We start from the raw sequence: 26,009 nt of genomic DNA on the forward strand, positions 1-26,009 counted from the left end.
GCGGGTAGACGGGTTCGTCAGCCGACAGCGACCCGAGGGGGCAGTGATGCCAGGACCACGTCCGGGAAGCAACGCGTACGACAAGCAACGGGCACGGCTGCGCGACCTCGTCGAGCAGTCCGGGCGCGCCACGGACAAGGAGGCCAACCAGGTCGCCAACCGGATCCTGCAGGACGACCGCGGGCAACGCGGCGTCGTCCGGGGCGAACGCACCTACGGCCCCAAGGGCAACCGGGAACCGGGTGACCCGAAGTGAGGACGGCAGCCGCCGTCGACGGCGCCATCGCGGGCGCCGTCGGCAGCGCCGTCCTGAACGCGGTCTCGTACCTCGACATGGCGGTACGGGCGCGGCCGGCCAGCAGCACCCCGGAGTCGGTGGCCGGGCGGCTGGCCGACGTCACGCACGTCGACCTGGGCCAGGACCAGCAGGCGGCGAACCGCCGCTCCGGTCTGGGCCCGTTTCTCGGATACGCCACCGGCATCGCCGCGGGGGCCGCGTTCGGCCTGCTCGCCGCGCGACGGCGGATCCCGTTGCCGCTGGCCACTGTGCTGCTCGGTGGGGGCGTGATGGCCACCTCCGACGGCTCGATGACAGTGCTCGGCGTGACCGACCCGCGTACCTGGCGGCGCAGCGACTGGGTCTCCGACCTGATCCCGCACCTGGCGTACGGGCTGTCGGCCGCAGCCACCTGGCGGCGACTGCGGCCGACGTCGGCTCGCGGTTAGCTCTCGTCGTCGGCCACCGGCTCACCGGCCGGGCCGTACGGCGACACCTGCCCCTTGGGGACGGGCCGGCCCGCGTCGGCGTTCGACGTGCCCCCGCCTCGCGAACGGCTGCCCGCCTGGGTGGCCGTCTTGCGGCTGTCCTGGCTGGTGGCGCCGAGGTCGTTCCGGCGCAGTTCCTCCTGCTGCGGCTTGACCACGGGTCTCTCCTTCCCGGTGGAGCGCACGGCCGTCGACCGCGCGCCCGACCCGCGTACCCGTCACCGTCGGGCACATTCCGGATCGGCCCGCAGGTCTGGCCGGGGCCGGGGCGGGTAAGCCTGATGGATGCCAGACGATCGCAACGTCGCGCGCGCCCTGCTGGACCGGCAGTCCCGCACGTACGCGGAGGAGGCCGGGATCGCGCTCGCCGACCGGCCCGGCCCGCTCTACCAGTTGCTGGTGCTCGCCACGCTGCTGAGCACCCGGATCCGGGCGTCGGTGGCGGTGGCCGCGGCGCGGGAGCTGTTCGCCGCCGGCTACCGCACGCCGCAGGCGATGGAGGCGGCGACCTGGCAGGACCGGGTCGACGCGCTGGGCCGGGGTCACTACCGGCGTTACGACGAGCGGACCGCGACCATGCTCGGCACCGGCGCCCGACTCTGCCTCGACCGCTGGCACGGCGACCTGCGTCGGCTGCACCAGGAAGCCGGCGCCGACCGAGCGGCGCTGCGCCGGTTGCTCACCGAGTTCCCCGGCATCGGCCCCACCGGGGCGGACATCTTCCTGCGCGAGGCGCAGTCGGTGTGGCCGGACGTGCGCCCGTACGCCGACCGGCGCACGCTGGCCGGGGCGAAGCGGCTGGGCCTGCCGGCGAGCCCCGGCGACCTGGTCGGGCTGGTCGGCGAGGCGGACTTCGGGCGGCTGGCGTCGGCGCTGGTGCGGGTGGCGCTGGGCGAGGAGTCGGCGGGCGAGGTGAGCCGCAGCGCCGCCACGGCCCGCTGAGAGCGCTACTTGGCCGGTCCGGGCTTGGTCAGGTTCCAGGCCAGCAACGAGGCGAGCAGCGCCAGCAGCACCACGCCGCCGGAGACGCCCTCCTCGCCGCTGCCGCGGCTGCCCGAGAAGCCGAAGTAGATCACGGCCAGTCCGGCCAGCACGGTGATGAACGTACGCAGTCCTCGGTCCTTCACGCCCGCACCGTACGACCGGCGGCGGCGCCCGGGGCGCGGATCGGGCGGCCGTCCCCCGTCCGGGTGTCAGTCCGGCGCGCGGCCGACCGCCGGGCCGCGCAGCCGCACCCGCCGGATCGCGCGTCCCGCCACCTCGAGCACCTCCACGGTGAGGCCGGGCAGCCGCACCCGCTCCCCCGGGCCCTCGGGCAGCCGGCCCAGCCCGGCCAGCACCAGCCCCGCCACCGTGGTGTACTCCCGCGACAGCGGAAACGTCACACGTACGCCCACGTCCGGCAGGTCGTGCAGCGGGAAGTCGCCCGGCAGCAGCAGCGCCCCGTCGGGTTCCCGGACGGCGCGGTGCACGTCCCGGTCGGTCTCGTCGTACAGCTCGCCGACGACCTCCTCGAGCAGGTCCTCCATGGTGACGAGCCCGTCCACGCCGCCGTACTCGTCCACCACCAGGGCGAGCTGCTCGTGCCGCTGGCGCAGCTGCCGCATCGCGTCGGCCACCGGCAGCGTGCCGGGCAGCAGCACCGGCGGGCGGGCCCGGGCGCCGACCGGCGCGCCGTCGGCGTCCACCAGGTCGCGGATGTGCACGGTGCCGCACACGTCGTCGAGCCCGCCGGGCCCGATCACGGGCGCCCGGGACCGGCCGGTGGCCGCGAGCCGGCGCATCGCCTCGGCCGCCGGCAGGTCGGCGGGCAACGTGGTCACGTCGCGGCGCGCGACGATGATCTCCCGCAGCGTACGGCCGGCGATGTCGAACGCCCCGGCCAGGATCTCCCGCTGCTGGGCGGACAGGCCACGCTGGCTGACCAGCATTTCCCGCAACTCCTCCTCGGTCACCTCCTGCCGGTTGGCGCGCGGGTCGCCGCCGGCGAGCCGGACCAGCAGGTCGGTGGAACGGCCGAGCAGCCACACCGCCGGCCGGGACAGCCGCGCCAGCAGGTCCAGCGGCCCGGCGCTGAGCAGCGCCCACCGCTCCGCCGTCTGCATGGCCAGCCGCTTGGGCGCCAGCTCTCCCACCACGAGCGTGAGGAACGTCAGCAGCAGCGTCACCAGGAACACGGCCACCGGGCGGGCGGCCCCGCCGAGGAACCCCAGCGGCCCGACGAGCGGCTCGGCGAGCGTCACCGCCGCGGCGGCCGAGGCGAGGAAGCCGGCGAGCGTGATGCCGAGCTGGATGGTGGCCAGGTAGCGGTTCGGTTCGCGGGTGAGGCGGCTGAGTCTCGCCCCGGCCCGCCCGGAGCGCGCCAGCCGGCGCAGCTGCCCCTCCCGCAGGCTCACCAGCGCCATCTCGCTGCCGGACAGCGCGGCGTTGACCAGGACCAGGACGGCCACCAGTGCGATCTGCCCGGCCATCAGTCCGTCTCCAGGTCGTCCAGGGAGATCGCGTGGGTCATCAGCCAGCGGGCCAGCGCGGCCATCCCGAACAGCCACAGCGGCGCCGACTCGGTGGGGCCGTTCGTGGCGTAGATGGCGAATCGCAGGTCCGGGGCGCGGTACGCCTCGATCCGCCACTTGTGGTTCTTGTCCCGCCAGACCGCGGAAGGGTCCATGGCGTCACGGTAGGTGACCGGAGCGGGCCGTCGACGCCTGTTGACTCAGCCCGGCGGGCGGACCACCTCGCGGGCGTCGTCGGGCAGCCGCCGGGTGGCCCCGCGCCGGTCCAGCAGCTCCAGCAGCGGCACCGCCACCCGCCGGGTGGTGCCGAGCGCCTGCCGGGCGGCGCTGAGCGTGAACGGCTGCGGCAGCCCGGCCAGGACGCGCACCGCGTCGTCGGGGGCGCCGGGTAGCAGCACCACGTTCTCGGCGAGCTTGAGTAACGCGCCGGCCCGGACCGCGGCACCGATCTCGCGGGGGCCGAGCCCGAGGTCGGCCAGGTGGTGCGCCTCGGGCGCCTGGAACGGCCGGTCGCCGTACTGCGCCCGGACCCGGTCCACCGCCCGGGCCACCGGGTCGGGCAGCGTGTGCTGCGGCGCGGCGGTGGCCAGGCCGTCGCGCAGCCGCAGCGGCGGGCGCAGCAACGCGGTCACCAGGGCGCGCTCGGGCAGGTCGAGCCGGTGGCGCAGCACGTCGACAGGTACGCCCGCGGCGAGCGGGTGCTCGGCGGCGTACCGCGTCACCTCCTCGGTGACGCGCCGGCCCAGGTCACGCCAGTGCTCCGGGTCGGCCAGCCACTGCCCGGCCACCGGCGTCGCCGTCGGCGCGACGCCCATCCGGGTCAGGTCACCGGCCCGGATCAGCCGTCGCCGGCGCAGTTCCCCGGCCAGGTCCGGTCGCCCGTCGAGACCGGCCAGCACTGCCGAGCGGGCCGCCGCCGCGCCCCGGCGGCGCAGCGGCGGCGGGTCCACGTCGAGCACCGTGACGCCGCCGCAGACGTGGTGCCGGCCGGGGTCGCGCAGCAGCGCCCGGTCCCCGATCAGCAGCGGCAGCGGCCGGGCCAGGCGCAGCCGGACCGTGTCCGGGCCCAGCGGCCGGACCCGGGCGGGCACCGCCGCCGAGCCGACGTGCAGCGTAAGAGTGGCCGGCAGGTCGGCGGCCGGGTCGCCGGACAGCCGCACGTCGAGCAGGTCGGTACGCCCGAACCGGCCGGGCGTGAGCAGCGCGTCGCCGCGCCCGACCCGGTCCCGGGGCAGGCCGCGCAGGTTCACCGCGACCCGGGCCACCGCGTCGACGGCGGTGTGCGCGGCGCCGAGCGAGTGCAGGCCGCGTACCCGTACCGCCTCGCCGGTGCCCGCCAGCTCCAGTTCGTCGCCGACGCGCAGCCGGCCGCCGCCGAGCGTGCCGGTGACCACGGTGCCGCTGCCGCGTACCGTGAACGCGCGGTCCACCCAGAGCCGCACCGGCGCGTCCGGGGCCGGCTCCGGCAGCCGGGCGACCAGGCGATCAAGCGCGGCGCACAGCTCGGGCAGCCCGGCGCCGGTGACCGCGGAGACGGGCACCGCCTCCACCTCGCCCAGCGACGTCGCGGCGATCTCCTCGCGGGCCCGCGCCGTGGCCGGACCGGGGTCGGCCAGGTCCGCGCGGGTGACCGCCAGCAGCCCGTACGACACACCGAGCGCGTCCAACGCGGCCAGGTGCTCGGCGGACTGCGGCATCCAGCCCTCGTCGGCCGCCACGACGATCAGCGCGGCCGGGACCGGGCCGACACCGGCGAGCATGTTCGGCACGAACCGCTCGTGCCCGGGTACGTCGACGAAGGCGATCGTGCCGCCCGACGGCAGCGCGGTCCAGGCGAAGCCGAGGTCGATGGTCATGCCCCGGCGGCGTTCCTCCGCCCACCGGTCCGGTTCCATCCCGGTCAGCGCCCGCACCAGCGTGGACTTGCCGTGGTCGACGTGCCCGGCGGTCGCCACCACCCACATGCCGGTCAGTCCTCCACGCTCAGCACGGCCGCGCGGACCCGGTCGTCGGCGGCCTCCGGCACGGCGCGCAGGTCCAGCAGGAGCCGGCCGTGCAGCACCCGGCCGAGGATCGCCGGCCGGCCGGTGCGCAGCGGCTCGGCGTACCGCTCGGGCAGGCTCAGCGCCCACGAGTCCAGCTCGACGCCGGGCGCGCCGCCGCCACCGACCACCGCCGCGCTGGGCACCACCTCGGCCTTGCAGCCGTCCTCACCGAGCCGGTCGCGCAGCCGCTCCATCCGGGCGCGCAGCCGGACCGGGTCGGCGTGCAGCGCGTCCCGGGTGGGCGTGGTCGGCGCGTACAGGGTGGCGGCGAGTGCGGCGAGGGTGAGCTTGTCGACCCGCAGCGCCCGCGCGAGCGGGTGCCGGCGCAGCCGGTGCACCAGGTCGGCGTCGCCGAGCAGCAGACCGGCCTGCGGGCCGCCGAGCAGCTTGTCGCCGCTGGCGGTGACCAGGTGCGCGCCCGCGCGCAGCGTGGTGGCCGCGTCCGGCTCGGCGGGCAGCAGCGGGTCCGGCGCGAGCAGCCCCGACCCGATGTCGACCACCACCGGTACGCCGAGCGTGGCCAGTTCGCCGACCGGCACCGCCGAGGTGAAACCGGTGACCACGAAGTTCGACGGGTGCACCTTGAGCACGAAACCGGTGTGCTCGCCGATCACGGCTTCGTAGTCGGCGCGCGTGGTGCGGTTGGTGGTGCCCACCTCGCGCAGCCGCGCGCCGGTGCTGGCCAGCAGGTCGGGCAGGCGGAACCCGTCACCGATCTCGACCAGCTCACCGCGGCTGACCACGATCTCCCGGCCGGCGGCGAGCGCGGTGGCGGCCAGCGCCAGCGCCGCCGCGCCGTTGTTCACCACATGCACCGCCCCCGCGTCGGGCACGGCGGCGGCGAGCGCGTCGAGCGCCTCCCTGCCGCGCCGGGCCCGCCGGCCGGTACGCAGATCCAGCTCCACGTCGGTGTTCCCGGCGGCGGCGACCAGCGCGTCCACCGCGGACGGGGCGAGCGGGGCGCGGCCCAGGTTGGTGTGCAGCACGACGCCGGTGGCGTTGAGCACGGCGCGTGGCGTACGGCTGGGCAGGTCGGCGAGCGCCGCGTCGCGTACCTGTTCGGGGGTCAGCTCGCCGCGGCGGGCGCGGTCCTGCGCGCGGACGACGGCGGCCTTGACCCGGTCGCGGCCCAGCGTCACGGCGGCGGCGGCCAGCGCGGGATCGGCGAGCAGCGCGTCGGTGCGCGGCACCCGCCGTCGCGGGTCGACCTCACGCATCGCGCTCTCCCGGGAACGGTTTGGCGGAGACGGACGGGAATCGAACCCGCCTGGCCCGGGTCCCGGACCACACCGGTTTTGAAGACCGGGAGGGGCACCAGCCGCCTGAACGCCTCCACGCAGCAGTCAACCACAGCGGGCGGGAGGCCGCCCGGGAAGGTGTCAGTCCTGGTCGGCGGCCCGCCGGTCGGCGCGTTCCCGCTGCGGCACCACCGTGTAGCGCGGGTCGCGCGCGGAGGCGACGCCGCCGTGGAAGATCCCGAACCGGGTGCACACCGACGCGGCGATCAGCGCGGCGCCGGACAGCGCGGACAGGACCCGGCTGCGGCGGCCGACCAGCGCGCCCGCCACCCCGGCGGCGGTCAGCGCCCGCCCGGCTTGCAGCAGCTTGCCGGGCGTGCCCTGGGTGTAGGGCTCGCTGAGCAGCCCGAGCCGGTTCTCCACCCGGTGCGAGCCCCACAGCTCCATCGCCGCGCCCGCGACCGCGAGACGCCGCGCCGGGCCGGCCTGCCCGGGCGGCGCGGCGATCAACCCGACGCCTGCGCCGCTGGCCAGCGCGCTGCCCGCGAAGATGGCCGGCAGTTCCGGGTACGCCTCGTGCCACGACGGCACCGCCGTGTCCGCCAGCAGCACCCCGGTGTACGTGGCAAGCGCCGGCGCGGTGACGGCGGCGGCCATCCCGGCGGCGTGCCCGACCGGGGGCAGCAGCCGGCGGCCGAGCCCGAGCAGCCCGCGCTCGGGCAGCAGCGGGGCGGCCTCGGCGATCGCGGCGATCCCGGCGGCCGGGCCGAACACGCTGAGGATCCAGGTGCCCACCGACATCGGCGAGGTCACCTTCGCCACCCGCAGCATGTGGTGGAAGCGCGACGGCCGGCCCAGGTCGTTGACCAGGAAGTAGGTGCTCGCGCCGACCCCGGCCAGCGCGGCGATCCGGCCGGCGCGGCGCAGCGCCGGCCTGCCGGTGAGCTGCCCGCCGGCGGCCAGCAGCGACGATCCGGCGGCCAGCCCGCCGGTGAACAGGTACGCGGCGATGTCCCACCGCCACACCGGCGGCTTGAGGACGGGCCGGCCGTAGTAGGAGGTGAACTCGGCCGGCGGCACGTTGAGCTGCTCGCCGCCGCCCTTGCCGCCCCGGCGTCGGCGCGGGGCCGCGTCGCGGGGCGGGTGCGGGGCCAGGCCGGCGTCGCGGGAGCCGGCGTCGGTGCGGCCCACGCCGGGACCGGCGGCGGTGGCCCGGCTGCCGTTCTCCCGCTCGGCGGCGTTGCCGTTCTCCTGTCCGGCGGACAGGCGCGCGCGGAAGCGGCGGAACAGGTCACCGACCGGGCGGTCCGGGCTCACGACGATCCTCCGACGAACGCGGCGACGGCAGCCGCCGCCATGGCCAGCGCGGCGAACCCGGCCCGCTTCCACATCTTCGGCAGGTCCCGGGTGGTGACCACCGGGTCCGGCGGCAGCCCGTACACCTCCGGCTCGTCGAGCAGCAGGAAGAACCGGCCGTCCCCGCCGACGCCGTCGGTCGGGTCGTGGCCGTACAGACGCGCCTCCGGCACACCCCGCTCGTGCAGCGCGGCGACCCGCGTGGCGGCGCGTTCCCGCAGCTCGTCGAGCGGGCCGTACTGGATGGACTCGGTCGGGCAGGCCTGCGCGCAGGCGGGCGTCATGCCCGCGCCCATCCGGTCGTAGCACAGCGTGCACTTCCACGCCCGGCCGTCACCCTTGCGCTGGTCGATCACGCCGTACGGGCAGGCGGAGATGCAGTAGCCGCAGCCGTTGCAGATGTCCTCCTGCACCACCACAGTGCCGAACTCGGTGCGGAACAGCGAGCCGGTCGGGCACACGTCCAGGCAGGCCGCGTGCGTGCAGTGCTTGCACACGTCGGACATCATCAGCCAGCGGAAGTCGGAGCGGGTCTCCGCGCCGCTGTCCCGCCCGGGCGGCTGCGCGCCGGGCATGCCGAGGAACTCCGGCCCGGCCGCCATCCGCGCCGCCGCCTCCGGCTGCCCCGGGGGCAGACCGGGATTCGTGCCGGTGTCGAGGGCTGTGACGGCACCGGCCGCCGCGGACGCGGGGCTCGTCGCCGGGCCCGTCGGATCGCCCGCGAACGGCGGCGTGCGGTGCCCGGCCGGGCGGGGCTGCTCGATGAACGCGACGTGCCGCCACGAGTTCGCGGTCAGCGCGCCGGTGTTGTCGTACGACATGCCGAGCAGGTCGAACCCCGAGTCGGGGACGCCGTTCCACTCCTTGCAGGCGACCTCGCACGCCTTGCAGCCGATGCAGACGCTGGTGTCGGTGAAGAAGCCCATCCGGGGCGGCGCCGACACCCAGCCCGCGTCGGGGGCCGGGTCCAGCGGTCCGTACAGGCTGTTGGCGTCAGGCATCCGGCTCCCCGTCCTGGTGCGCGGCGGGCGACCGCTCGTCGGTGCTGCCGGCGGCGTCCCCGCCGACGGCGTCGGTGGTCACCATGGGGACCTTCCGGTCCGGCGTCATCCCGGCCCGCCGCTGGTAGTCGCCGACCAGGTCCAGCAGCGCCGGACCGGTGGGACGACGGCCGGGCCGGATGTCGCAGGTGCCGACCTTGCTCTCCTGGATGAGCACGTTCGGGTCCAGCGTGATGCCGAACAGGTCGTTCGCCGAGTCGCCGGTGACCAGACCCTCGCTGCCGAAGTGGTACGGCAGCCACACCTGATGGATGATCCGCCCGTCCACCCGCAGCGGGGTGAGCCGGTCGGTGACGAGCACCCGCGCCTCGATCGCCGCGCGGCCGCTGATCAGATGCGCCCAGCCCAGGTGCGCCAGCCCGATCTCGCCGGCCAGTTCCGGGGACACCTCGACGAACATCTCCGGTTGCAGCTCCGCCAGGCGCGGCACGGTACGGCTCATCCCGCCGGCGGTGTGGTGCTCGGTGAGGCGGCTGACAGTGAACACGTACGGGAAGACCTGGCTGTGCGGCTCCGGCGGGCTCGGGTTCATCCGGTTGATCGGATGCTCGTAGACCTTGCGGGTCGGGTTGGCCTGCTGACCGTAGAGCGGGTTGCGCATCGGCGACTCGGCCGGCTCGTAGTGCGTCGGCAGCGGGCCGTCCAGGACGCCGGTCGGCGCGTACAGCCACGCCTTGCCGTCGCCCTGCATGACGAACGCGTCGTCACCGGCGAGCCCGGCCGGCCCGGAGGCGCCCTCCGGCGGCCGGTACGACGGCGGTTTCGTCTTCTCGAAGTCCGGCACGTCGTACCCGGTCCACTCGCCGGCGTCCGGGTCCCACCAGATGTACTTCTTACGCTCGCTCCACGGCCGGCCGTCCGGGTCGGCGGAGGCGCGGTTGTAGAGCGTGCGGCGGTTCGCCGGCCAGGCCCAGCCCCACTCGGCGGCCACCCAGTCCTGCTCGTGGCGGGACCGGCGGCGGGCCGCCTGGTTCACGCCGTCGGCGTAGACGCCGGAGTAGATCCAGCAGCCGATGGCTGTGGAGCCGTCGTCGCGAGCCTCGACGAAGGCGTTCAGCGGGCGGCCGGTGGCCACCTCGTACCCGTTGATCTCCTTCAGCACCGCCTCGGCGCTCGGCTCGGCGTGCGGACCGTGCGTCGGGTAGTCCCAGGCCAGGTCCAGCAGCGCCCGGTCGCGACGCTCGGTGGAGGCGGCCAGCTTCTCCCGCAGCACCCGGCCCAGGTGGTAGAAGAACCACAGCTCGGAGCGGGCGTCGCCCGGCGGGTCGACAGCCTTCTCCCGCCACTGCAACAGCCGCTGCGTCTGGGTGAACGTGCCCTCCTTCTCCACGTGCGAGGCCGCCGGCAGGAAGAACACCTCGGTACGGCACTCCTCCGGCACGATCTCGCCGGTGGCGATCTCCGGGCTGTTCTTCCAGAACGTGGCGCTCTCGATCATGAACAGGTCGCGGACGACCAGCCAGTCGAGGTTGGCCATGCCGAGGCGCTGGGCGCGGCCGTGCGCCGAGCCGACCGCCGGGTTCTGACCGAGCAGGAAGTAGCCCTTCACCCTGCCGTCGATCATGTTCAGGACCTGCTGGTACGTCCCGTGGTCGCCGGTCATCCGGGGCATGTAGTCGTAGCAGAAGTCGTTCTCCGGCGTCGCCGCGTCACCCCAGTACGCCTTGAGCAGGCTCGTCGCGAACGCGCGCGAGTCGCCCCAGAAGCCCTTCTGGCCCGGGCGCCGGATGCTGTTCACCCACTCGTCGAACGTCGGGTGGTCGGCGTGGTGCGGCATCGGCAGGTAGCCGGGCAGCAGGTTGAACAGCGTCGGGATGTCGGTGGAGCCCTGGATGCTGGCGTGGCCGCGCAGCGCCAGGATGCCACCGCCCGGGCGGCCCATGTTGCCCAGCAGCGTCTGGATGATCGAGCCGGTGCGGATGTACTGCACGCCCACGCTGTGCTGGGTCCAGCCGACCGAGTAGACGAGCGCGCCGGTGCGCTCCCGGCCCGAGTTTTCCGTCCAGGCGCGCGCCAGCTCCAGGAACTTCTCCTCCGGGATGCCGCACACGCGGGCCACCATCTCCGGGGTGTAGCGGGAGAAGTGCCGCTTGAGGATCTGGTAGACGCAGCGCGGGTGCTGCAGCGTCTCGTCCCGCAGAGCCTGCGGCGGCACCGGCTCGCCGTGCGACTCGTGCTCCAGCCCGGAGGCCGAGTCGCGCTCCTTGCCGGTGCCCCGGATCCTGGCGCTGTCCTCCTGGCCTTCGTACTGCCAGCTGGCGTGGTCGTAGGAGCCGGTGTCCGGGTTGTAGCCGGAGAACAGGCCGTCCAGGTCCTCGGTGTCGGCGAACTGCTCGCTGACGATGTTGGCCGCGTTCGTGTACGCCAGCACGTACTCCCGGAAGTCCAGCTCGTTGTCCAGGATGTAGCGCACCACGCCGCCGAGCAGCGCGATGTCCGTGCCCGCCCGGATCGGCAGGTACGTGTCGGCGAGCGCGCTGGTGCGCGTGAACCGCGGGTCGACGTGGAAGACCTTCGCGCCGCGCTTCTTCGCCTCCATCACCCACTGGAAGCCCACCGGGTGGGCCTCGGCCATGTTCGAGCCCTGGATGATGATGACGTCAGCGTTGGCAAGGTCCTGCTGGAAGTCCGTGGCGCCGCCGCGACCGAAGCTGGTCCCCAGACCGGGGACTGTGGCGGAGTGTCAAATACGGGCCTGGTTCTCGATCTGGAGTGCCCCCATCGCGGTGAACAACTTCTTGATGAGGTAGTTCTCCTCGTTGTCCAGCGTCGCGCCACCGAGGCTGGAGATGCCGAGCGTCCGGTTCAGCGGACGACCCTCGTCGTCGACGTCCTCCCAGGTCTCCGCGCGGGCCGCGAGGATCCGGTCGGCGATCATGTCGAGCGCGACGTCGAGGTCCAGGTCCTCCCACTCGGTCGCGTACGGCCGGCGGTAGCGGACCTTCGTCTGGCGCAGCGGGCTGGTCACCAGGCTCTTGCTGGCCGAGCCCTTCGGGCAGAGGCGGCCGCGCGAGATCGGGCTGTCCGGGTCGCCCTCGATCTGGGTGACCTTGCCGTCGGAGTGGAAGACGCGCTGCCCGCAGCCGACCGCGCAGTACGGGCAGACCGAGCGGGCCATGCCGTCGGCGGTCTCGGTGCGGGGGGCCAACTCGGCGGAGCGCGCCGACTGGGCGGCGGCGCCACGACCGAGCGGATCGGTGCCGGTGAGTTGCCGGTAGACCGGCCACCCCTGGATGAAGGTCTTCAGACCCACCCGGGCACCTCCTCTGCGTCGAGAACGGCTCTCACCTCTCGGTTCTCACCCTAAGCCAGGGGCCGGGGGCGTGCGAGTCGAGCCCACAGACAGAGCCGCCCCGGCCGAATGGCCGGGGCGGCTCTGGGCGTCGGTGTGCATGTCGCCTCTCGGCGAGTGGCGCGACGCGGCTCCAGCCGAACGGTATTCCGCGAAGGCAATTTAGGTGAGGCCCGGGGACACTGAACACACCGACGCTCTGCACAACGGTACCGGGGTCACGGTTCTTCCGCTCGTTCGTCGTGACCCCGGTCACCGCCGGGTCAGCTGTTCCAGTGCTGGGCGACGAGGTCGGCGGCCTGCTGCTCCCACTGGGCGTAGTGGTCCGGGTAGGCGGAGACCTGGACGGTCTGGGCGGCCTTGGTCAGCGGCATGTCCTGCCAGCCGTCAACCTGCTTCAGACCCTTCAGGAACGCGGTGGTGGAGTATTCGGGGTCGGTGATCTGCTCGACCGTGCCCCAGCCGCTGGAGGGGCGCTGCTGGAACAGGCCCTGCGAGTCGTGGTCGTTGCGGTCACCGAGGTGGCCGAGGTTCTCCAGCTTCGACTCCTGCAGCGCGGTGGCGATGGACACGACGGCGGCGCGTTCGTCCATGCCGGCCTTCTTGGTGGCGGCGATGATGGCCTTGACGTTGGCGGTCTGCTCGTCGTTGAGGTCGATGTGGGACTGCTCGCCCTGTACGCCGTGCGGGATCAGCGTGGCGGTGTCGAGCTTCGCGGCCTGGGTGGTGGTGACCGCGGTGTCCCGCGCGGTGGGGGCGCTGTCGTGGTTGAGGGGGCCGGCGGCCAGGCCACCGGCGACGGTCAGACCGGCGATACCGAGGATGCTCTTACGCAGAATGCTGTTCATGGGGGGGCTCCATTCGGGGGTCGACGCACCCAGGGGGCGAGTGCGTGGGCACCGTCAGGCGCTCAGAAAGTCTTCGGGGGGATCCGGCGTCTGCTCACGCGGGCCCGCGGACGCCGGGGGTGGCGTGGCGGGGCTCGCTGGTCGCGCCGGAGACATGTCCAACGACCGCCGGCCCGGCATCATTCCCGGACGCTGCCGCCCGCCTTCTCGGCTGCGGGGGCGCTGCTGCGGTCGTTCACCAGGTATAACGCCCAGGCCCCGCACCCGATTCCGCCACCGGCGTGTCCCCGACCACCCCGAAACCCGACATCCGCCCAGTCCCGGACACCCGCCCCGGACCGCCCGCCCGCCACAGCCCGACTCCCGGCCCAGCCCAGGCCCTGGCCGCCCTTGTTGCCGTCGATGATGAGGTTGACGGCGTCCGGTGTCTGGTTTGTCGCCGTCAACGTCATGATCAAGCGCGAGGCCGGGCGAGGCCGGGCTGTGCTGGGCGATGCCGACGCGAGCAGGCCCCGAACGGGCATCACAGGTCCCGGCGCGCCCACCGGGCGGGAAGATCTTGGTACGGGCCGGCCCTCACAAGGGCGGGAACATACCAAGATCTACATCGCCAGCAGCGCACGGCGGTTGGTGTCTGGTTTGTCGGCGTCAACTTCATGATCAGCCGGGAGGTCGGGCCACGCGGGGCGGATGCCGACGCAAGCAGGCCCTGGACGGGCCTCACGGGTCCCGAGGCGCCCACCAGGCGGGAGATCTTGGAAGGAAAAGGCCCTCATGGGGGCCCAAATCTTCCAAGTCCGACGAACGCCGCGCTCGAAGCGAACGAGGCGAGCAAGTGGTGAGGACGCGCCGGTCGATCATGAAGTTGGCGGCAGCGCGTGACCTGTTTTGTCCGGTCCAACTTCATGATCAACGGGGTGGGGCGGGGGCGGCGGGACGAGCGTGGGAGGTGCTGAGGGGGCGCTGAGGGGGTGCTGCGGCGGGACGGAACGGCGGAAATGCGCCGGGCAGGGGTTACCCTGATGCCATGTCGGCCACCGCGCACGCGTACCTCGCCCGCCCCGGGCGACCCGCCGTGGTGGCGCGCACCCTGGACGAGCTGACCGGCCCCACCACCGGCATCGTCGAGCTGCCGGTACGCCTCATGTGGAGCAGCGAACGCGCGTTCGACCTGGCCGACCCGGACGAGTTGCTCTGGATGTACGAGAACGTGCTGCGCGAGACCTCCCGCGTGGAGGACCTGCGCGAGCTGATCCACGGAGGCACGTTGCGCCGGTTGTGGCCGCTGCTCAACCTGCCCCGGGGCGTACGCATGGCCTGGGAGGGCCGGCACCGGAGCCTGCGCCCGGCGTGACCCACCCGCACGACTTCTACCGGGAGGTGGCCCGGGGGGCCCTGGCCGCCGCCGGCCCGCACCGTTTCGTGCTCGGCGGCGGCGTTGCCTGGGCCGCGCACGGCCTGGTCACCCGCCCCACCGAGGACGTCGACCTGTTCACCGACGTGGAGGGCGCCGCCGCGGCGGCGGCCGACGGGGTACGCGCGGCGCTGGAGCGGGCCGGCTACCGGGTGGCCGAGGCGGACCCGGGCGGGCTGGGCGAGGTGTTCGACGGCTTCGACCGGGATCTGCGGGACTTCGTGGTGAGCCGGGACGGCCGGCAGATCCGGCTCAGCCTGGCCCGCCTGGACCGGCACCGCAGCCCGGTGGTGATGGACTTCGGCCCGGTGATGGACGTGCGGGACCTGATCGCCAACAAGACCGCCGCGCTGGTCAACCGGCGGGAGGTACGCGACTACATCGACGTGTCCGCCGCGTTGGACCGGTACAGCGTGGCGGAGCTGCTGGAGCTGGCCCGACAGGTGGACCCGGCGCTGGACGACGAGGACGTGCGCGCCGCCGGCCGCTACCTCGACGGGCTGGCCGACCGCCGGTTCACCCGGTACGGCCTGGACGCGCCGCGCATCGCCGAGGTGCGCCGCCGGATGGCCGTCTGGCCCCGCTGACCGGGTCCGCCCGGGAGTCGGAGCCGCCCTGCCCCGCCGACCGGGGTCGCCACGAATCGGAACGACCCCGGCAGGCGGCGGGGACCAGGCGGGACGGCGGCCGGACGGGCAGGGACCGGGCGGCCGGTCACTTCGTCGGGCGGCCACCCGTGACGCCGAGGATCTCGCCGGTGACGTAGCTGGACTCCTGCGAGGCGAAGTAGACGTACGCGGGTGCCAGCTCGGCCGGCTGACCGGGACGGCCCAGCGGCGTGTCGGTGCCGAACTGCTTGACCTTCTCCTCCGGCATGGTGGCCGGGATCAGCGGCGTCCAGATCGGACCGGGCGCGACCGCGTTGACCCGGATGCCCCGGTCGGCGAGGTTCTGCGCGAGCGCCTTGGTGAAGTTGGCGATGGCCGCCTTGGTGGTGGCGTAGTCGAGCAGCTGCGGCGACGGGTCGAACGCCTGGATCGACGACGTGTTGATGATCGTCGAGCCTTCCTTCATGTGCGGCACGGCGAACTTGCAGAGCCAGAACATGGCGTACACGTTGGTCTTGAAGACCCGGTCGAACTGCTCGGTGGTGATGTCGAGCAGGCCGTTGTCCTGCGACATCTGGTACGCCGCGTTGTTCACCAGGATGTCGACGCCGCCGAGGTCGCGCAGCGCCCGGTCGACCAGGGCGCGGCAGTTGTCCTCCTCGCGCAGGTCGCACTTGACCGCGACGCCGGTGCGTCCGGCCTGCTCGATCAGGCTGACCGTCTCCCGCGCGTCCTTCTCCTCCTCGTCGCCGAGGTAGGTGATGAGGACGTCGGCGCCCTCGCGGGCGTAGGCGAGCGCCACCGCCCGGCCGATGCCGGAGTCGCCGCCGGTGATGATCGCCCGCTTGCCGGTGAGCCGGTGACTGCCCCGGTACGACTCCTCGCCGTGATCGGGCTTCGGGCCCATCTGCTGTTCGCTGCCGGGTGGCGTCTGCTGCTGCGCCGGCTGTCCCTCGCGCTGTCCGTACTGCTCGGCCGGGTGCTGCTGGGTGAACTGGTCCTCGCTCATGGAACCGCCCCTACCCCGGTGACCGGAGCGAAAACAGCAGCCCGTGACCGGAAGGGAAACAATTCGGGCCGGTGTGGCGCACGCGACATCTGGTGGTTATGGTGCGCAACGGCGCCCACGAGGCGCGTACCCCCCATTGGAAAGGCACCTCATGACTTCCTCCTCCGGCGCCTCCCGGCGCCAGGTGCTGGCCGTCGCGGCCGCCGCCGCGACCGCTCCCCTGCTGGCCGGCGCGCCCGCCGAGGCGAAGCCGAAGCAGCCGAAGACCTGGGACCTGACGATCCTCGGCACGTCCGACACCCACGGCAACGTCTACAACTGGGACTATTACAAGGACGCCGAGTTCGACGACAGCAAGCACAACGACGTCGGCGTCGCGAAGCTCGCCACACTGGTCAACCAGATCCGCGCCGAGCGCAAGGGCAGGGCCACGCTGGTCCTCGACGCCGGTGACACCATCCAGGGCACGCCGCTGGCCACGTACTACGCCAAGCAGGAGCCGATCACCAGCACCCGTGAGACGCACCCGATGGCCCGCGCCATGAACATCCTCAAGTACGACGCGGTGACGCTCGGCAACCACGAGTTCAACTACGGCCTGCCGCTGCTGGCCACCTGGATCGAGCAGCTCGGCTTCCCGGCGCTCGCGGCGAACGCGCTGAACGCGAAGACCGGCAAGCCGGCGTTCCTCCCGTACGTGATCAAGGAGGTCAGGCTCGGCGGGCACGGCGCGCCGAAGCTGCGCGTGGGCATCCTCGGCCTGACCAACCCCGGCGTGGCCATCTGGGACAAGGGCAACGTCGAGGGCCGCCTCGTCTTCGCCGACATGGTCGCCACCGCCGCGAAGTGGGTGCCGGAGATGCGCCGCCGCGGCGCCGACCTGGTCGTCATCTCCGCCCACGGCGGCGACAGCGGCACCTCCAGCTACGGCCCGGAGCTGCCGAACGAGAACCCGACCGCGCTGATCGCCGAGCAGGTCCCCGGCATCGACGCGATCCTGTTCGGCCACGCGCACAACGAGGTGCCGGAGAAGTTCGTCACCAACCTCACCACCGGCGAGCGGGTCCTCACCTCGGAGCCGTCGAAGTGGGGACAGCGGCTGACCCGGATGGACTTCACGCTGACCCGGGAGAAGGGCCGCTGGGCGGTCACCGCCAAGTCGGCCACCACGCTCAACACCAACACGGTGGTCGAGGACCCGGCGGTGCTCGCGGCCGTGCGCGGCCAGCACGCCAAGACCGTCGAGTACGTCAACCGCGTCGTCGCCCAGTCGAGTGTGGAGCTGTCGGCCGCCGAGTCGCGGTACAAGGACACGCCGATCCTGGACTTCATCAACCACGTCCAGACCGAGGTGGTCACCGAGGCACTCGCGGGCGGCGAGTACGCGGGCCTGCCGGTGCTCTCCATCGCCGCGCCGTTCAGCCGTACCGCGGTGTTCCCGCAGGGCGACGTGCGCATCCGCGACGTGGCGGGCCTCTACGTGTACGACAACACGCTGGAGGCGGTCGTGCTGACCGGCGCCGAGGTGAAGGCGTACCTGGAGTACTCGGCCAAGTACTTCGTCACGCTGCCGGCGGGCGCACCGGTGAACCCGGAGACCATCAGCGACCCGGCGGTGCCGGACTACAACTACGACGTGTTCTCCGGCGTCGACTACGACATCGACATCGCCAAGCCGGTCGGCCAGCGGATCACCCGCCTGGTGCTGGCCGGCACCGACACCCCGGTCGCGGCGGACGCCCGGTTCGTGGTGGCGGTGAACAACTACCGGCGCAGCGGCGGCGGCAACTTCCCGGGCATCGTGAAGACCCAGGTCTACAACGCCCAGCAGGAGATCCGCCAGCTGCTCATCGACTGGGCGCAGGCCAAGGGCGTCATCGACCCGGCCGACTTCTTCGTACCCAACTGGAAGCTGGTCCGCGACGGCGTGCCGGTCTTCTGACCGTGCGGCGGGGTCCGGGCGCGCGCCCGGGCCCCGTCAGCCACCCGCGCGCAGATGCCACTCCGACTCTCCGCCGACCGGGTCCGGCCGGTCCGGCGGGGTCTCGGTCTCCACGGACCCCGTCAGGTCCTCCGGGCGTACCCGGGCCGGCATCTCGCCGAAGCGGACGTGCCGCAGGAACGCGTACTCCTCGTCGGTGAACGACTCGGCCGGTTCACTCATGACCGCATTGTGCGCCCACCCGTCCCGCCTGCGCATCAACCGCGACGGCAGGGGTATGCCGCCGCGACGACCGTCGGCGACGAGGTGGAGGCGACACGACATGCGCGCAGTACGGATGACCGCACCGGGGGTGCTGGAGCACACCGAGGTGCCCACGCCCGAGGCCGGCCCCGGCGAGGTGCTGCTGCGCGTCGGCGCGGTCGGCGCCTGTCACTCCGACCTGCACATCCTCGACGCGCCGGCGGGCGTGTTCCCGATCCCGATGACGCTCGGCCACGAGGTCGCCGGCACCGTCGACACGGTCGGCGCGGGGGTGGCCGGCTGGTCGCCCGGCGACCGGGCCGCGGTCTACGGCATCATCGGCTGCGGCTACTGCCGGGCCTGCCTGCGGGGCGAGGAGAACCGGTGCCGGGTCACCCCGGTCGGCGGCGTCGGCCTCAGCCGCGACGGCGGGCTCGCCGATTACGTCGTGGTGCCCGCGTCCCGGCTGCTGCCGGTCGGCGACATGGACCTGACCCAGGCCGCGCCGCTCACCGACGCCGGGCTGACGCCGTACCACGCGGTGGAGCTGGCCCGGCCCCGGCTGCGGCCCGGCACCACCTGCGTGGTGATCGGCATCGGCGGGCTGGGACACATGGGGGTGCAGATCCTGCTCGCCACCACCGCCGTGCGGATCGTCGCGGTGGACACCAGCCCCGCGGCGCTGGACCTGGCCAGCCGCCTCGGCGCCCACCACGTGGTGCAGGCCGGCCCGGACGCGGTGGAGAGGATCCGCGAGCTGGTCGGGCCGCCGCCGGACGGCGCGGACGTGGTGCTCGACTTCGTCGGCGCGCAGGCGACGCTCGACACCGGCCGGCAGATCGTCGCCACCGGCGGTCAGTTGCTGCTGGTCGGCCTGGCCGGGGGTACGCTGCCGGTCCGGCCGGTCGCCGACGAGCCGCCGCCGGTGCCACTGGAGACCGGTGTGGTGGTGCCGTTCTGGGGCACCCGGGCCGAACTGCACGAGGTGATCGCGCTGGCCCGTGACGGCCGGCTGCACGCCGACGTGCAGACGTTCCCGCTCGCGGAGGCGCCGCAGGCGTACGAGGCGCTGCGCCGGGGCGACGTGCACGGGCGGGCGGTCATCGTCCCCTGACCGGGGCGCTCAGCCGTGCTGGAAGACCGGGGCGAGCACCTCGGCCAGGCGTGCCTTGACCGCGTCGCGGTGCGGCTGCGGCAGCGCCGGCGCGTCCCGGCTCAGCCCGACGCCGGTGTCCAGCAGAACGTACAGCGCCCGGAGCGTCCGCATGCTGTTCGAGGCGTGGGCCGGGGTGGTGCCCCGGGGTAGCGCGGCGTAGCCGGCCGCTACCGGTTCCAGCCAGGCGAGCGCGTCGGCGCGGGACAGGCCGGGCCGGGTCAGCACCAGCGCGATCGCGCGGGCCAGCCGGTCGTCCTCCTGCTCGGCGAAGAGGTGCTCGGTCGGCGCGACGAGACGCGCCGCGGCCAGGTCGAGCATGCCCGCCGGGTCGACCGACGGGTGGCGGCCGAACGTGGCCAGCAGGTCGGCGCCGTGGGCCACCGCGTGCAGCCAGCCGAGCTTCGCGTCGTACCCGCGCAGGTCGGTCTCGGCCGGGTACCAGGCGCGGAACGCGGCGAGCCACGCCGGGTCGAGGTCACCCCGGCTGACGATCATGTCCAGTACCAGCGGCGCGAACGTGCGGGCCTGGATCTCCGGGTCGGTGAAACGCTCGGCCATCAGCGTGCCCAGTCTCGCCCGGCGGCCGGCGTCGATGACGTCCCGGGCGATCCAGGTGCGCAGCACCACGTAGGGCGCGCCGTCCCGGACCACCGGGTCGGGGTCGCGCAGCGCGGCGGCGAGTTCGGCGACGAGGTCGTCCAGGTCTCGGCCGTCCGGCACCGCGTGGTCGCGTTCGCAGACGAGATCCCAGTCGGTCACCGCGCCAGGTTAACCGGCCGTGGCGCGCGCCCTCGCGGGCAGCCGGTCGAGCAGCGCCAGCCCGGCCCGTACCGGCCGCCGGTCGAGCATCTCGGCGAAGCTGGCCCGGCCCTGGCAGAACCGGACGAACATCCGCCAGCCGGGTGGGCTGGCGAGCATCGCGTGGAACACGTCGGGCTGCCGCTCGAACGTCTCCAGCAGCCGGTGCCCGGCCCGCATCTCCGGCGTCAGCCGCCGGTCGACCTCCCGGGCGTACGCGTCGAGGTCGCCGCCGGCCACCGCCTCCCCGGCCAGCCGGCCGGAGCGCAGCGCGTAGCTGATCCCCTCCCGGCTCCACGGCTCCAGCAGACCGGCCGCGTCCCCGGCGACCAGCACCCGCCCGTGCCGCAGCGGGGAGTCGTCGGCCCGGCAGCGGGTGAGGTGACCGGAGTCGTGCTCCGGCGTCACCCCGGACAGCCCGAGCCGGTCGGTGAAGTCGCGCAGGTAGGCGCGCGTGCGGTCGCCGTCGCCCCGGGCCGAGATGACCCCCACGGTGAGCCGGTCGCCTTTCGGGAAGACCCACGCGTACGAGCCGGGCAGCGGCCCCCAGTCGAGCAGCACCCGGCCACGCCAGCGCTCCCGTTCGGCGGACGCCACCGGCAGTTCCAGTTCCAGCCCCAGGTCGACCTGGCGGAAACGGACACCGGCGTGCCGCGCCGTCACGCCGGAGGAGCCGTCCGCGCCGACCACGGCACGGGCGTGCACCACCTCGCCGTCGGCCAGGCGCAGGCGTACCTCGTCGGGGTCCTGCTCGATCGCGCGGACCGCGACCCCCTCGCGGACCCGGGCGCCGGCGGCGACCGCGGCGGCGCGCAGCCGGTCGTCGAACTCTTCCCGGCGGATCATCGTGACCAGCGGCGACGGGTGGCGGCGGGTGAACGCGCGTCGCCCGTCCCGGGTGAACGTGATCCGGTCGACCCGGTCGTGGGCGGGCACCTCGACGCGGTCGGTGACCTCGGCCAGCGACGTGCCGATCAGGCCGCCGCCGCAGGTCTTGTAGCGCGGGTGGGTGGCCCGTTCGACCACGAGCGTGCGGACGCCGGAGCGGGCCGCGGCGTGCGCGGCGGAGAGTCCGGCGGGCCCGCCGCCGACCACGACGAGATCCCAGATGATCACTGGTGCAGCCTAGGGCACCGCCGTGCCGCGCTGCCCGGTACGACAGTCGTCCGGGTGGGCATCATCGCCGCCGGCCCGGGTAACCGCCGATCGCCGGCCGTCCGCCGGTCGGAGGGTCCACGCCGAGGAGGAAAGCGATGCCTCAGGTCCAGCTGTCCGCGGTCGAGGAACGGGTCTACCAGGCGGTGTCCGCGCTGGAGGCGCAGGGACACGTCCCCTACCCGGACCTGATCGCCGAGGAGACCGGGATGACCGAGGAGGAGCTGCGCGAGCCGCTGCACTCGCTCACCGAGCGAGGGCTGCTGCACCGCGAGGACTCCCCGATGTCCGGCCTGGACTTCGGGCCGCGGTGGTGCGCGCGCCAGATGGCGTGATCGGGTCGTTTGCCCCACCGGGCGCCGGGTAGCGATCGCCCATACTTGATCGACGGTCTGTGGGGGGCACGATGAGCGAGCGCCGGTCGTCGACGCCGGAGCTGGACACCGGCTCCGGCGTCGACGACCGGCGCCGCTGGCGCGCGCTGAGCGTCGGCCTGATCGCGGCGTTCATGACGCTGCTGGACGTCAGCATCGTCAACGTCGCGGTGCCGTCGATCGACCGGGCGCTGCACGCCACGCCGAGCGATCTGCAGTGGGTGCTGTCCGGGTACGCGCTGACGTTCGGCCTGGTGCTGGTGCCGGCCGGGCGGTTCGGCGACGCGCGCGGCCGGCGTACCGCGTTCGTGGTCGGGGTGGGCCTGTTCACGCTCACCAGCGCGCTGGCCGGGCTGGCCCGCTCCCCGGAGTGGCTGGTCGTCGCCCGGCTCGTCCAGGGCGCCGCCGCCGGTGTGGTGAACCCTCAGGTCAGCGGCATGATCCAGGAGTTGTTCCGGGGCGCGGACCGGGGCCGCGCGTTCGGGCTGCTGGGCGCCACCATCGGCATCTCCACGGCTGTCGGCCCGCTGCTCGGCGGGCTGCTCATCGCGCTCGGCGGCGCGGAGCACGGCTGGCGGTGGGTGTTCTTCGTGAACATCCCGGTCGGGATCGTGGCGATGCTGCTCGGCTGGCGGCTGATCCCGTCGCGGCCGGCCGGGCAGGCCGACCGGCACCGCCTCGATCCGCTCGGCGTGCTGCTGCTCGGCGCCGGCGTCACGGTGATCCTGCTGCCGCTGGTGCAGCGGGAGCAGTGGCGAGGCCCGGGCAAGTGGCTGCTGATCCCCGCCGGCCTGCTGCTGCTCGCCGGGTTCGCGCTCTGGGAACACCGGTACGCCCGGCGCGCCCAGCCCCTGTTCGACCTGCGGCTGTTCACGGTGCGCTCGTACACGCTGGGCGCGCTGATCGGCCTGATCTACTTCGCCGGGTTCACCGCGATCTTCTTCATCTTCACGCTCTACCTGCAGATGGGCCTCGGCTACAGCGCGCTCGTGGCCGGTCTGGCGATCACCCCGTTCGCGCTCGGTTCGGCGCTCGCCTCCGCGCTGGGCGGCCGGGTGGTCACCCGGTACGGCCGTCCGCTCGTGGCGATCGGGCTGCTGGGCGTGGTGGTCGGACTGGTCGCGACCGACCTGGTCCTGGCCGGCGGGCCGCACGAGAACGTGCCGCTGCGGACCGCGCTGCCGTTGCTCGTCGCCGGGCTGGGCAGCGGCCTGGTGATCGCGCCGAACCAGACGCTCACGCTGTCCGAGGTCCCGGTGCCGATGGCCGGCAGCGGCGCCGGCATGCTCCAGACCGGCCAGCGCATCGGCTCGGCCGCCGGCATCGCCGCGGTGGGCGCGCTGTTCTTCTCGACGCTCGCCGACGACCGCGGGGACTGGGGTACGGCGTTCCGCCACTCGCTGCTGCTCGCCGCCGGGATCGTCGTGCTGGCCCTGGGCGCCGCGGTGGCGGACATCGCGCTCGGTCACCGGCGCTCGGCGGGCCGCTCCTGATCGGCGCCGGGCAGCAGGACCGTGGTGAGCAGCCGCCGGGTGCGGCCGGGTCCGGGGCCGAGGGCCGCGTACTCGGCGAACAGCGCACGGAACCGGGTGACGAACTCGGCGGTCTCGGCGTCGGTGGCGTGGAACGCGTTCTGCCGGTAGCCGGCGACGTCGCGGGCCAGGTCGCCCCCGCCGCTGTCGAGGTAGCTGTCGAAGTCGGCGAGCAGGCCCGCGACGAAGGTGAGGAACGCCTGGCGGTGCCGCTGCGGGCTCATGGCCCGGGCCTCGTCCGGGTCGACCGAGGCGGCCGCCTCGGTGAGCCGGTAGCTGCGCTCGACCGCGCCGCGGGCCCGCCGCTCCCCCACCGTGTGCAGCACGCCGTTCTCGGCGAGCGTGGCGACCTGCCGGTAGAGCGTGGCCGGCGGGACGTCGTGCAGTTCGGCGCGCAGGTCGGCGGTGGTGAGCGTGCGGCCGCCCAGGAACGCCTGGACGATGCGCAGCCGGACCGGGTGCATCAGCAGCTCCACGGTGTCGAGTGCCACAGTGGCTCCCCTTTTTGTTATCGCCTCCGGTAATGTTCTCACTGACGATAACAGAAGCGAGGAGTTCGCCGATGGCCACCATCGACCTCACCCCCGACCGCATCGACGTCCGGCTCACCGCCGCGGAGAAGATCTGGGCCCTGCGCGGCGACCTGTCGTTCCCCCGTGCCGCCGTCAGCGGCGCCGTCGTCGTGCCCGACGGGGCGCGCGCCACCCGCGGCATCCGGGCCCCCGGCCTCGGCGTCCCCCGCACACGCAACGTCGGCACCTGGCGCGGCAGGGCCGGCAAGGAGTTCGTCAGCGTCCGCGGCGGCCAGCCGGCCGTCCGCATCACCCTCACCGGCCAGGCGTACGACTCCCTGCTCATCGGCGCCGACGACGCCGCCGCCCTGGCCGCGGCGGTGCTGCCGTGACGGTCGACCGCGCGCTCGCCGTCGACTCGGGCGAGCACCGGCTGTCCGGCAGGCTCACGCTGCCCGACGGCGCCGGACCGCACCCGGTGGCGCTGCTGCTGCCCGGCTCGGGACCGATCAACCGCGACGGCGACCACCGCCGCCTGCCGCTGGGCATCCAACGGCACCTGGCCGCCGCGCTCGCCGGGGCCGGGATCGCTGTCGCCCGGTACGACCGCCGGGGCGTCGGCGAGAGCACCGGCGAGTTCCTGCGTACCGGCTTCCATGACAACGTCGACGACGCGGCCGCCGTGCTCGCTGCGCTGCGCGACGACCCGGCAGTGGACGCCGCGCGGATGTTCCTGGTCGGGCACAGCGAGGGCGCGCTCACCGCGATCGCGCTCGCCGCGCGCGGCGTACCGGTGGCCGGTCTGGTCCTGCTCTCCGCGCCCGGGCGCACCGGCGCCGAGGTGCTGCGCTGGCAGGCCGGGCGGCTGCTGCCCACCCTGCCCGCGCCGGTACGCCTGGTGCTCCGGCTCACCCGCACCGACCTGGTGGCGAAGGTGGCCCGCAACCACGAGAAGATCCTCGCCACCGACAAGGACGTGGCGTGGGTCGGCGGGCAGCGGCTCAACGCCCGCTGGTTCCGGGAGTTCCTGCGCTACGACCCCCGGCCGGACCTGGCCCGCGTCGACGCCCCGATCCTCGCGCTCACCGGCGACAAGGACCTCCAGACCGACCCGGCCGACCTGCCGGTCATCGCCGCGCACGCGGGCGGGCCCGCGCAGACCCGGGTGCTGCCGGACGTCACCCACGTGCCGCGGCGCCAGCCCGGCCCCCCGTCGCTGCGGGCGTACCGGGACGAGGCGAAGCAGCCGCTGGACCCGTCGGTGGTCGAGCCGGTGCTGTCGTGGCTCGCCGCGCACAACGGCTGAGCGCACGCGAAAGGCCGGCACCCGGATCGGGTACCGGCCTTTCGTCGGGTCTTACTTGTTCCAGTGCTCGGCGACGATCTCGGCGGCCTGCTTCTCCCACTGCGCGTACGCGTCGGGGTAGGCGCTGACCTGCACGGTCTGCGCGGCCTCGGTCAGCGGCATGTCCTGCCAGCCGTCGACCTGCCTGAGGCCCTTGAGGAACGCCAGCGTCGAGTACTCGGGGTCGGTGATCTGCTCCGGCGTACCCCAGCCGCTGGACGGCCGCTGCTGGAACAGGCCCAGCGAGTCGTGGTCGTTGCGGTCACCCAGGTGACCGAGGTTCTCCAGCTTCGACTCCTGCAGCGCCGTGGCGATCGAGACGACAGCGGCCCGCTCCGGCAGGCCCGCCTTCTTGGTGGCCGCGATGATGGCCTTGGCGTTGGCGATCTGCTCGTCGTTCAGGTCCACGTGCGACTGCTCGCCCTGCGGGCTCACGCCCTGGACCGCGACCGCGGCCGGCTTGGCGCTCTCCGCCGCGTGCGCGGCGACCGGACCGGCGAACACGCCACCGGTGAAGGCGAGACCGGCGATACCGAGGATGCTCTTGCGCAGGATCGTGTTCATGATGGGCTCCGTTCGGGGGTCGACGCACCGGGGGGATGCGTGGGCACCGTCAGGCGCTCAAGGTGCTCAAAGGTTCTCGGGGGATCCGGCAGCGCGGGGCGTGCCGGGTGCATCTGCAACGACCGGCGGCCCGGGGTGATTCCCGGGGGCGCTCGGCGGCGCCGCTTCGGTCGCGCACCGGGTTACAACGCCACCCGCCCGCCCCCGATTCCGCCCGCGCGGTGCCGCCGACCACAGCC

27 protein-coding genes and 1 tRNA gene are annotated in these 26,009 nt (G+C 74.0%); 11 read left to right on the forward strand and 17 right to left on the reverse strand.

Going from position 1 to position 26,009, the window contains the following annotated elements:
* Window positions 1-46: 46 nt before the first annotated feature.
* Complete coding sequence (locus MicB006_RS11375; RefSeq protein ID WP_116511362.1) at window positions 47-256, forward strand: phosphatidylethanolamine-binding protein; 210 nt, start codon at window positions 47-49, stop codon at window positions 254-256.
* Window positions 253-726 (forward strand): hypothetical protein, encoded by a 474-nt coding sequence (locus MicB006_RS11380; protein ID WP_073829447.1) that lies wholly within the window; start codon window positions 253-255, stop codon window positions 724-726. The genes MicB006_RS11375 and MicB006_RS11380 overlap by 4 nt, the downstream gene beginning before the upstream one ends.
* On the opposite strand, the gene MicB006_RS11385 is transcribed toward MicB006_RS11380, so the two are convergent.
* The gene (locus MicB006_RS11385; RefSeq protein WP_116505827.1) at window positions 723-923 is read right to left on the reverse strand and encodes a hypothetical protein; all 201 of its coding nucleotides are present in this window, start codon (window positions 921-923) and stop codon (window positions 723-725) included. The genes MicB006_RS11380 and MicB006_RS11385 overlap by 4 nt on opposite strands.
* A gap of 127 nt (window positions 924-1,050) precedes the next feature.
* Here MicB006_RS11385 and MicB006_RS11390 point away from each other — a divergent pair, with 127 nt between their 5' ends.
* Entirely contained in the window at window positions 1,051-1,707 is a 657-nt protein-coding gene (locus MicB006_RS11390) for a hypothetical protein (protein WP_116505829.1), read from the forward strand.
* A 5-nt stretch (window positions 1,708-1,712) separates the two neighbouring features.
* On the opposite strand, the gene MicB006_RS11395 is transcribed toward MicB006_RS11390, so the two are convergent.
* From MicB006_RS11395 to MicB006_RS11440, 10 genes are all read right to left on the reverse strand, one after another.
* The gene (locus MicB006_RS11395; protein WP_073829444.1) at window positions 1,713-1,892 is read right to left on the reverse strand and encodes a hypothetical protein; all 180 of its coding nucleotides are present in this window, start codon (window positions 1,890-1,892) and stop codon (window positions 1,713-1,715) included.
* Window positions 1,893-1,958: 66 nt separating this feature from the next.
* Window positions 1,959-3,236, reverse strand: a complete 1,278-nt coding sequence (locus MicB006_RS11400; protein ID WP_116505831.1) for a hemolysin family protein — start codon at window positions 3,234-3,236, stop codon at window positions 1,959-1,961.
* Window positions 3,236-3,433 carry a hypothetical protein gene (locus MicB006_RS11405; RefSeq protein ID WP_030503909.1) on the reverse strand — a complete coding sequence of 66 codons (198 nt, stop codon included), beginning with the start codon at window positions 3,431-3,433 and terminating at the stop codon, window positions 3,236-3,238. The genes MicB006_RS11400 and MicB006_RS11405 overlap by 1 nt, the downstream gene beginning before the upstream one ends.
* Before the next feature lie 45 nt (window positions 3,434-3,478).
* Window positions 3,479-5,242 (reverse strand): selenocysteine-specific translation elongation factor, encoded by a 1,764-nt coding sequence (gene selB, locus MicB006_RS11410; protein WP_116505832.1) that lies wholly within the window; start codon window positions 5,240-5,242, stop codon window positions 3,479-3,481.
* A gap of 5 nt (window positions 5,243-5,247) precedes the next feature.
* Window positions 5,248-6,540, reverse strand: a complete 1,293-nt coding sequence (gene selA, locus MicB006_RS11415; RefSeq protein WP_116505834.1) for an L-seryl-tRNA(Sec) selenium transferase — start codon at window positions 6,538-6,540, stop codon at window positions 5,248-5,250.
* 21 nt (window positions 6,541-6,561) lie between these two features.
* Window positions 6,562-6,657, reverse strand: a tRNA-Sec gene (locus MicB006_RS31640).
* A 45-nt stretch (window positions 6,658-6,702) separates the two neighbouring features.
* Window positions 6,703-7,878: an NrfD/PsrC family molybdoenzyme membrane anchor subunit gene (gene nrfD, locus MicB006_RS11420; protein ID WP_116505836.1), complete on the reverse strand. Its 1,176-nt coding sequence runs from the start codon at window positions 7,876-7,878 to the stop codon at window positions 6,703-6,705.
* Entirely contained in the window at window positions 7,875-8,918 is a 1,044-nt protein-coding gene (locus tag MicB006_RS11425) for a 4Fe-4S dicluster domain-containing protein (protein ID WP_116505838.1), read from the reverse strand. Before MicB006_RS11425 ends, nrfD begins: the two co-directional genes overlap by 4 nt.
* Window positions 8,911-12,231, reverse strand: coding sequence for a formate dehydrogenase (fdh, locus tag MicB006_RS11430; protein ID WP_192900229.1), 3,321 nt, complete (start codon window positions 12,229-12,231; stop codon window positions 8,911-8,913). Before fdh ends, MicB006_RS11425 begins: the two co-directional genes overlap by 8 nt.
* A 302-nt stretch (window positions 12,232-12,533) precedes the next feature.
* Complete coding sequence (locus MicB006_RS11440; RefSeq protein ID WP_116505844.1) at window positions 12,534-13,118, reverse strand: hypothetical protein; 585 nt, start codon at window positions 13,116-13,118, stop codon at window positions 12,534-12,536.
* A gap of 1,027 nt (window positions 13,119-14,145) precedes the next feature.
* Here MicB006_RS11440 and MicB006_RS11445 point away from each other — a divergent pair.
* Together MicB006_RS11445 and MicB006_RS11450 are read left to right on the forward strand one after the other, a co-directional pair.
* The gene (locus tag MicB006_RS11445) at window positions 14,146-14,472 is read left to right on the forward strand and encodes a hypothetical protein (RefSeq protein ID WP_116505846.1); all 327 of its coding nucleotides are present in this window, start codon (window positions 14,146-14,148) and stop codon (window positions 14,470-14,472) included.
* Entirely contained in the window at window positions 14,469-15,119 is a 651-nt protein-coding gene (locus tag MicB006_RS11450) for a nucleotidyl transferase AbiEii/AbiGii toxin family protein (RefSeq protein WP_116505847.1), read from the forward strand. The genes MicB006_RS11445 and MicB006_RS11450 overlap by 4 nt, the downstream gene beginning before the upstream one ends.
* Window positions 15,120-15,246: 127 nt before the next feature.
* Here the strand turns inward: MicB006_RS11450 and MicB006_RS11455 are convergent, their stop codons facing one another.
* Window positions 15,247-16,149, reverse strand: a complete 903-nt coding sequence (locus MicB006_RS11455) for an SDR family oxidoreductase (RefSeq protein ID WP_116505849.1) — start codon at window positions 16,147-16,149, stop codon at window positions 15,247-15,249.
* Window positions 16,150-16,300: 151 nt separating this feature from the next.
* Here MicB006_RS11455 and MicB006_RS11460 point away from each other — a divergent pair, with 151 nt between their 5' ends.
* The gene (locus MicB006_RS11460; protein WP_116505851.1) at window positions 16,301-18,091 is read left to right on the forward strand and encodes a bifunctional UDP-sugar hydrolase/5'-nucleotidase; all 1,791 of its coding nucleotides are present in this window, start codon (window positions 16,301-16,303) and stop codon (window positions 18,089-18,091) included.
* 36 nt (window positions 18,092-18,127) lie between these two features.
* On the opposite strand, the gene MicB006_RS11465 is transcribed toward MicB006_RS11460, so the two are convergent.
* Entirely contained in the window at window positions 18,128-18,313 is a 186-nt protein-coding gene (locus MicB006_RS11465) for a hypothetical protein (RefSeq protein WP_225980700.1), read from the reverse strand.
* 100 nt (window positions 18,314-18,413) lie between these two features.
* Between MicB006_RS11465 and MicB006_RS11470 the strand changes: the two genes are divergently transcribed.
* Window positions 18,414-19,448 (forward strand): NAD(P)-dependent alcohol dehydrogenase, encoded by a 1,035-nt coding sequence (locus MicB006_RS11470; protein ID WP_116505855.1) that lies wholly within the window; start codon window positions 18,414-18,416, stop codon window positions 19,446-19,448.
* A 9-nt stretch (window positions 19,449-19,457) separates the two neighbouring features.
* On the opposite strand, the gene MicB006_RS11475 is transcribed toward MicB006_RS11470, so the two are convergent.
* Entirely contained in the window at window positions 19,458-20,249 is a 792-nt protein-coding gene (locus MicB006_RS11475; protein ID WP_116505857.1) for a DUF2785 domain-containing protein, read from the reverse strand.
* Window positions 20,250-20,258: 9 nt separating this feature from the next.
* Window positions 20,259-21,404, reverse strand: coding sequence for a geranylgeranyl reductase family protein (locus MicB006_RS11480; protein ID WP_116505859.1), 1,146 nt, complete (start codon window positions 21,402-21,404; stop codon window positions 20,259-20,261).
* 137 nt (window positions 21,405-21,541) lie between these two features.
* Between MicB006_RS11480 and MicB006_RS11485 the strand changes: the two genes are divergently transcribed.
* Together MicB006_RS11485 and MicB006_RS11490 are read left to right on the forward strand one after the other, a co-directional pair.
* The gene (locus MicB006_RS11485) at window positions 21,542-21,778 is read left to right on the forward strand and encodes a hypothetical protein (RefSeq protein ID WP_073829427.1); all 237 of its coding nucleotides are present in this window, start codon (window positions 21,542-21,544) and stop codon (window positions 21,776-21,778) included.
* Between the two features lie 71 nt (window positions 21,779-21,849).
* Window positions 21,850-23,310, forward strand: a complete 1,461-nt coding sequence (locus tag MicB006_RS11490; protein ID WP_116505861.1) for an MFS transporter — start codon at window positions 21,850-21,852, stop codon at window positions 23,308-23,310.
* Here MicB006_RS11490 and MicB006_RS11495 read toward each other — a convergent pair.
* Window positions 23,283-23,840, reverse strand: a complete 558-nt coding sequence (locus MicB006_RS11495) for a helix-turn-helix domain-containing protein (protein ID WP_116505863.1) — start codon at window positions 23,838-23,840, stop codon at window positions 23,283-23,285. The genes MicB006_RS11490 and MicB006_RS11495 overlap by 28 nt on opposite strands.
* Window positions 23,841-23,911: 71 nt before the next feature.
* Here MicB006_RS11495 and MicB006_RS11500 point away from each other — a divergent pair, with 71 nt between their 5' ends.
* Window positions 23,912-24,253, forward strand: coding sequence for a hypothetical protein (locus MicB006_RS11500; RefSeq protein WP_116505865.1), 342 nt, complete (start codon window positions 23,912-23,914; stop codon window positions 24,251-24,253).
* A complete protein-coding gene (locus MicB006_RS11505) occupies window positions 24,250-25,167 on the forward strand; it encodes an alpha/beta fold hydrolase (RefSeq protein WP_116505867.1) in 918 nt (305 codons plus the stop codon). Before MicB006_RS11500 ends, MicB006_RS11505 begins: the two co-directional genes overlap by 4 nt.
* Before the next feature lie 51 nt (window positions 25,168-25,218).
* Here the strand turns inward: MicB006_RS11505 and MicB006_RS11510 are convergent, their stop codons facing one another.
* Complete coding sequence (locus tag MicB006_RS11510; protein WP_116505869.1) at window positions 25,219-25,770, reverse strand: hypothetical protein; 552 nt, start codon at window positions 25,768-25,770, stop codon at window positions 25,219-25,221.
* Between the last annotated feature and the right edge of the window lie 239 nt (window positions 25,771-26,009).

It is taken from the genome of Micromonospora sp. B006 (assembly GCF_003408515.1).
Classification (GTDB): domain Bacteria; phylum Actinomycetota; class Actinomycetes; order Mycobacteriales; family Micromonosporaceae; genus Micromonospora; species Micromonospora echinospora_A.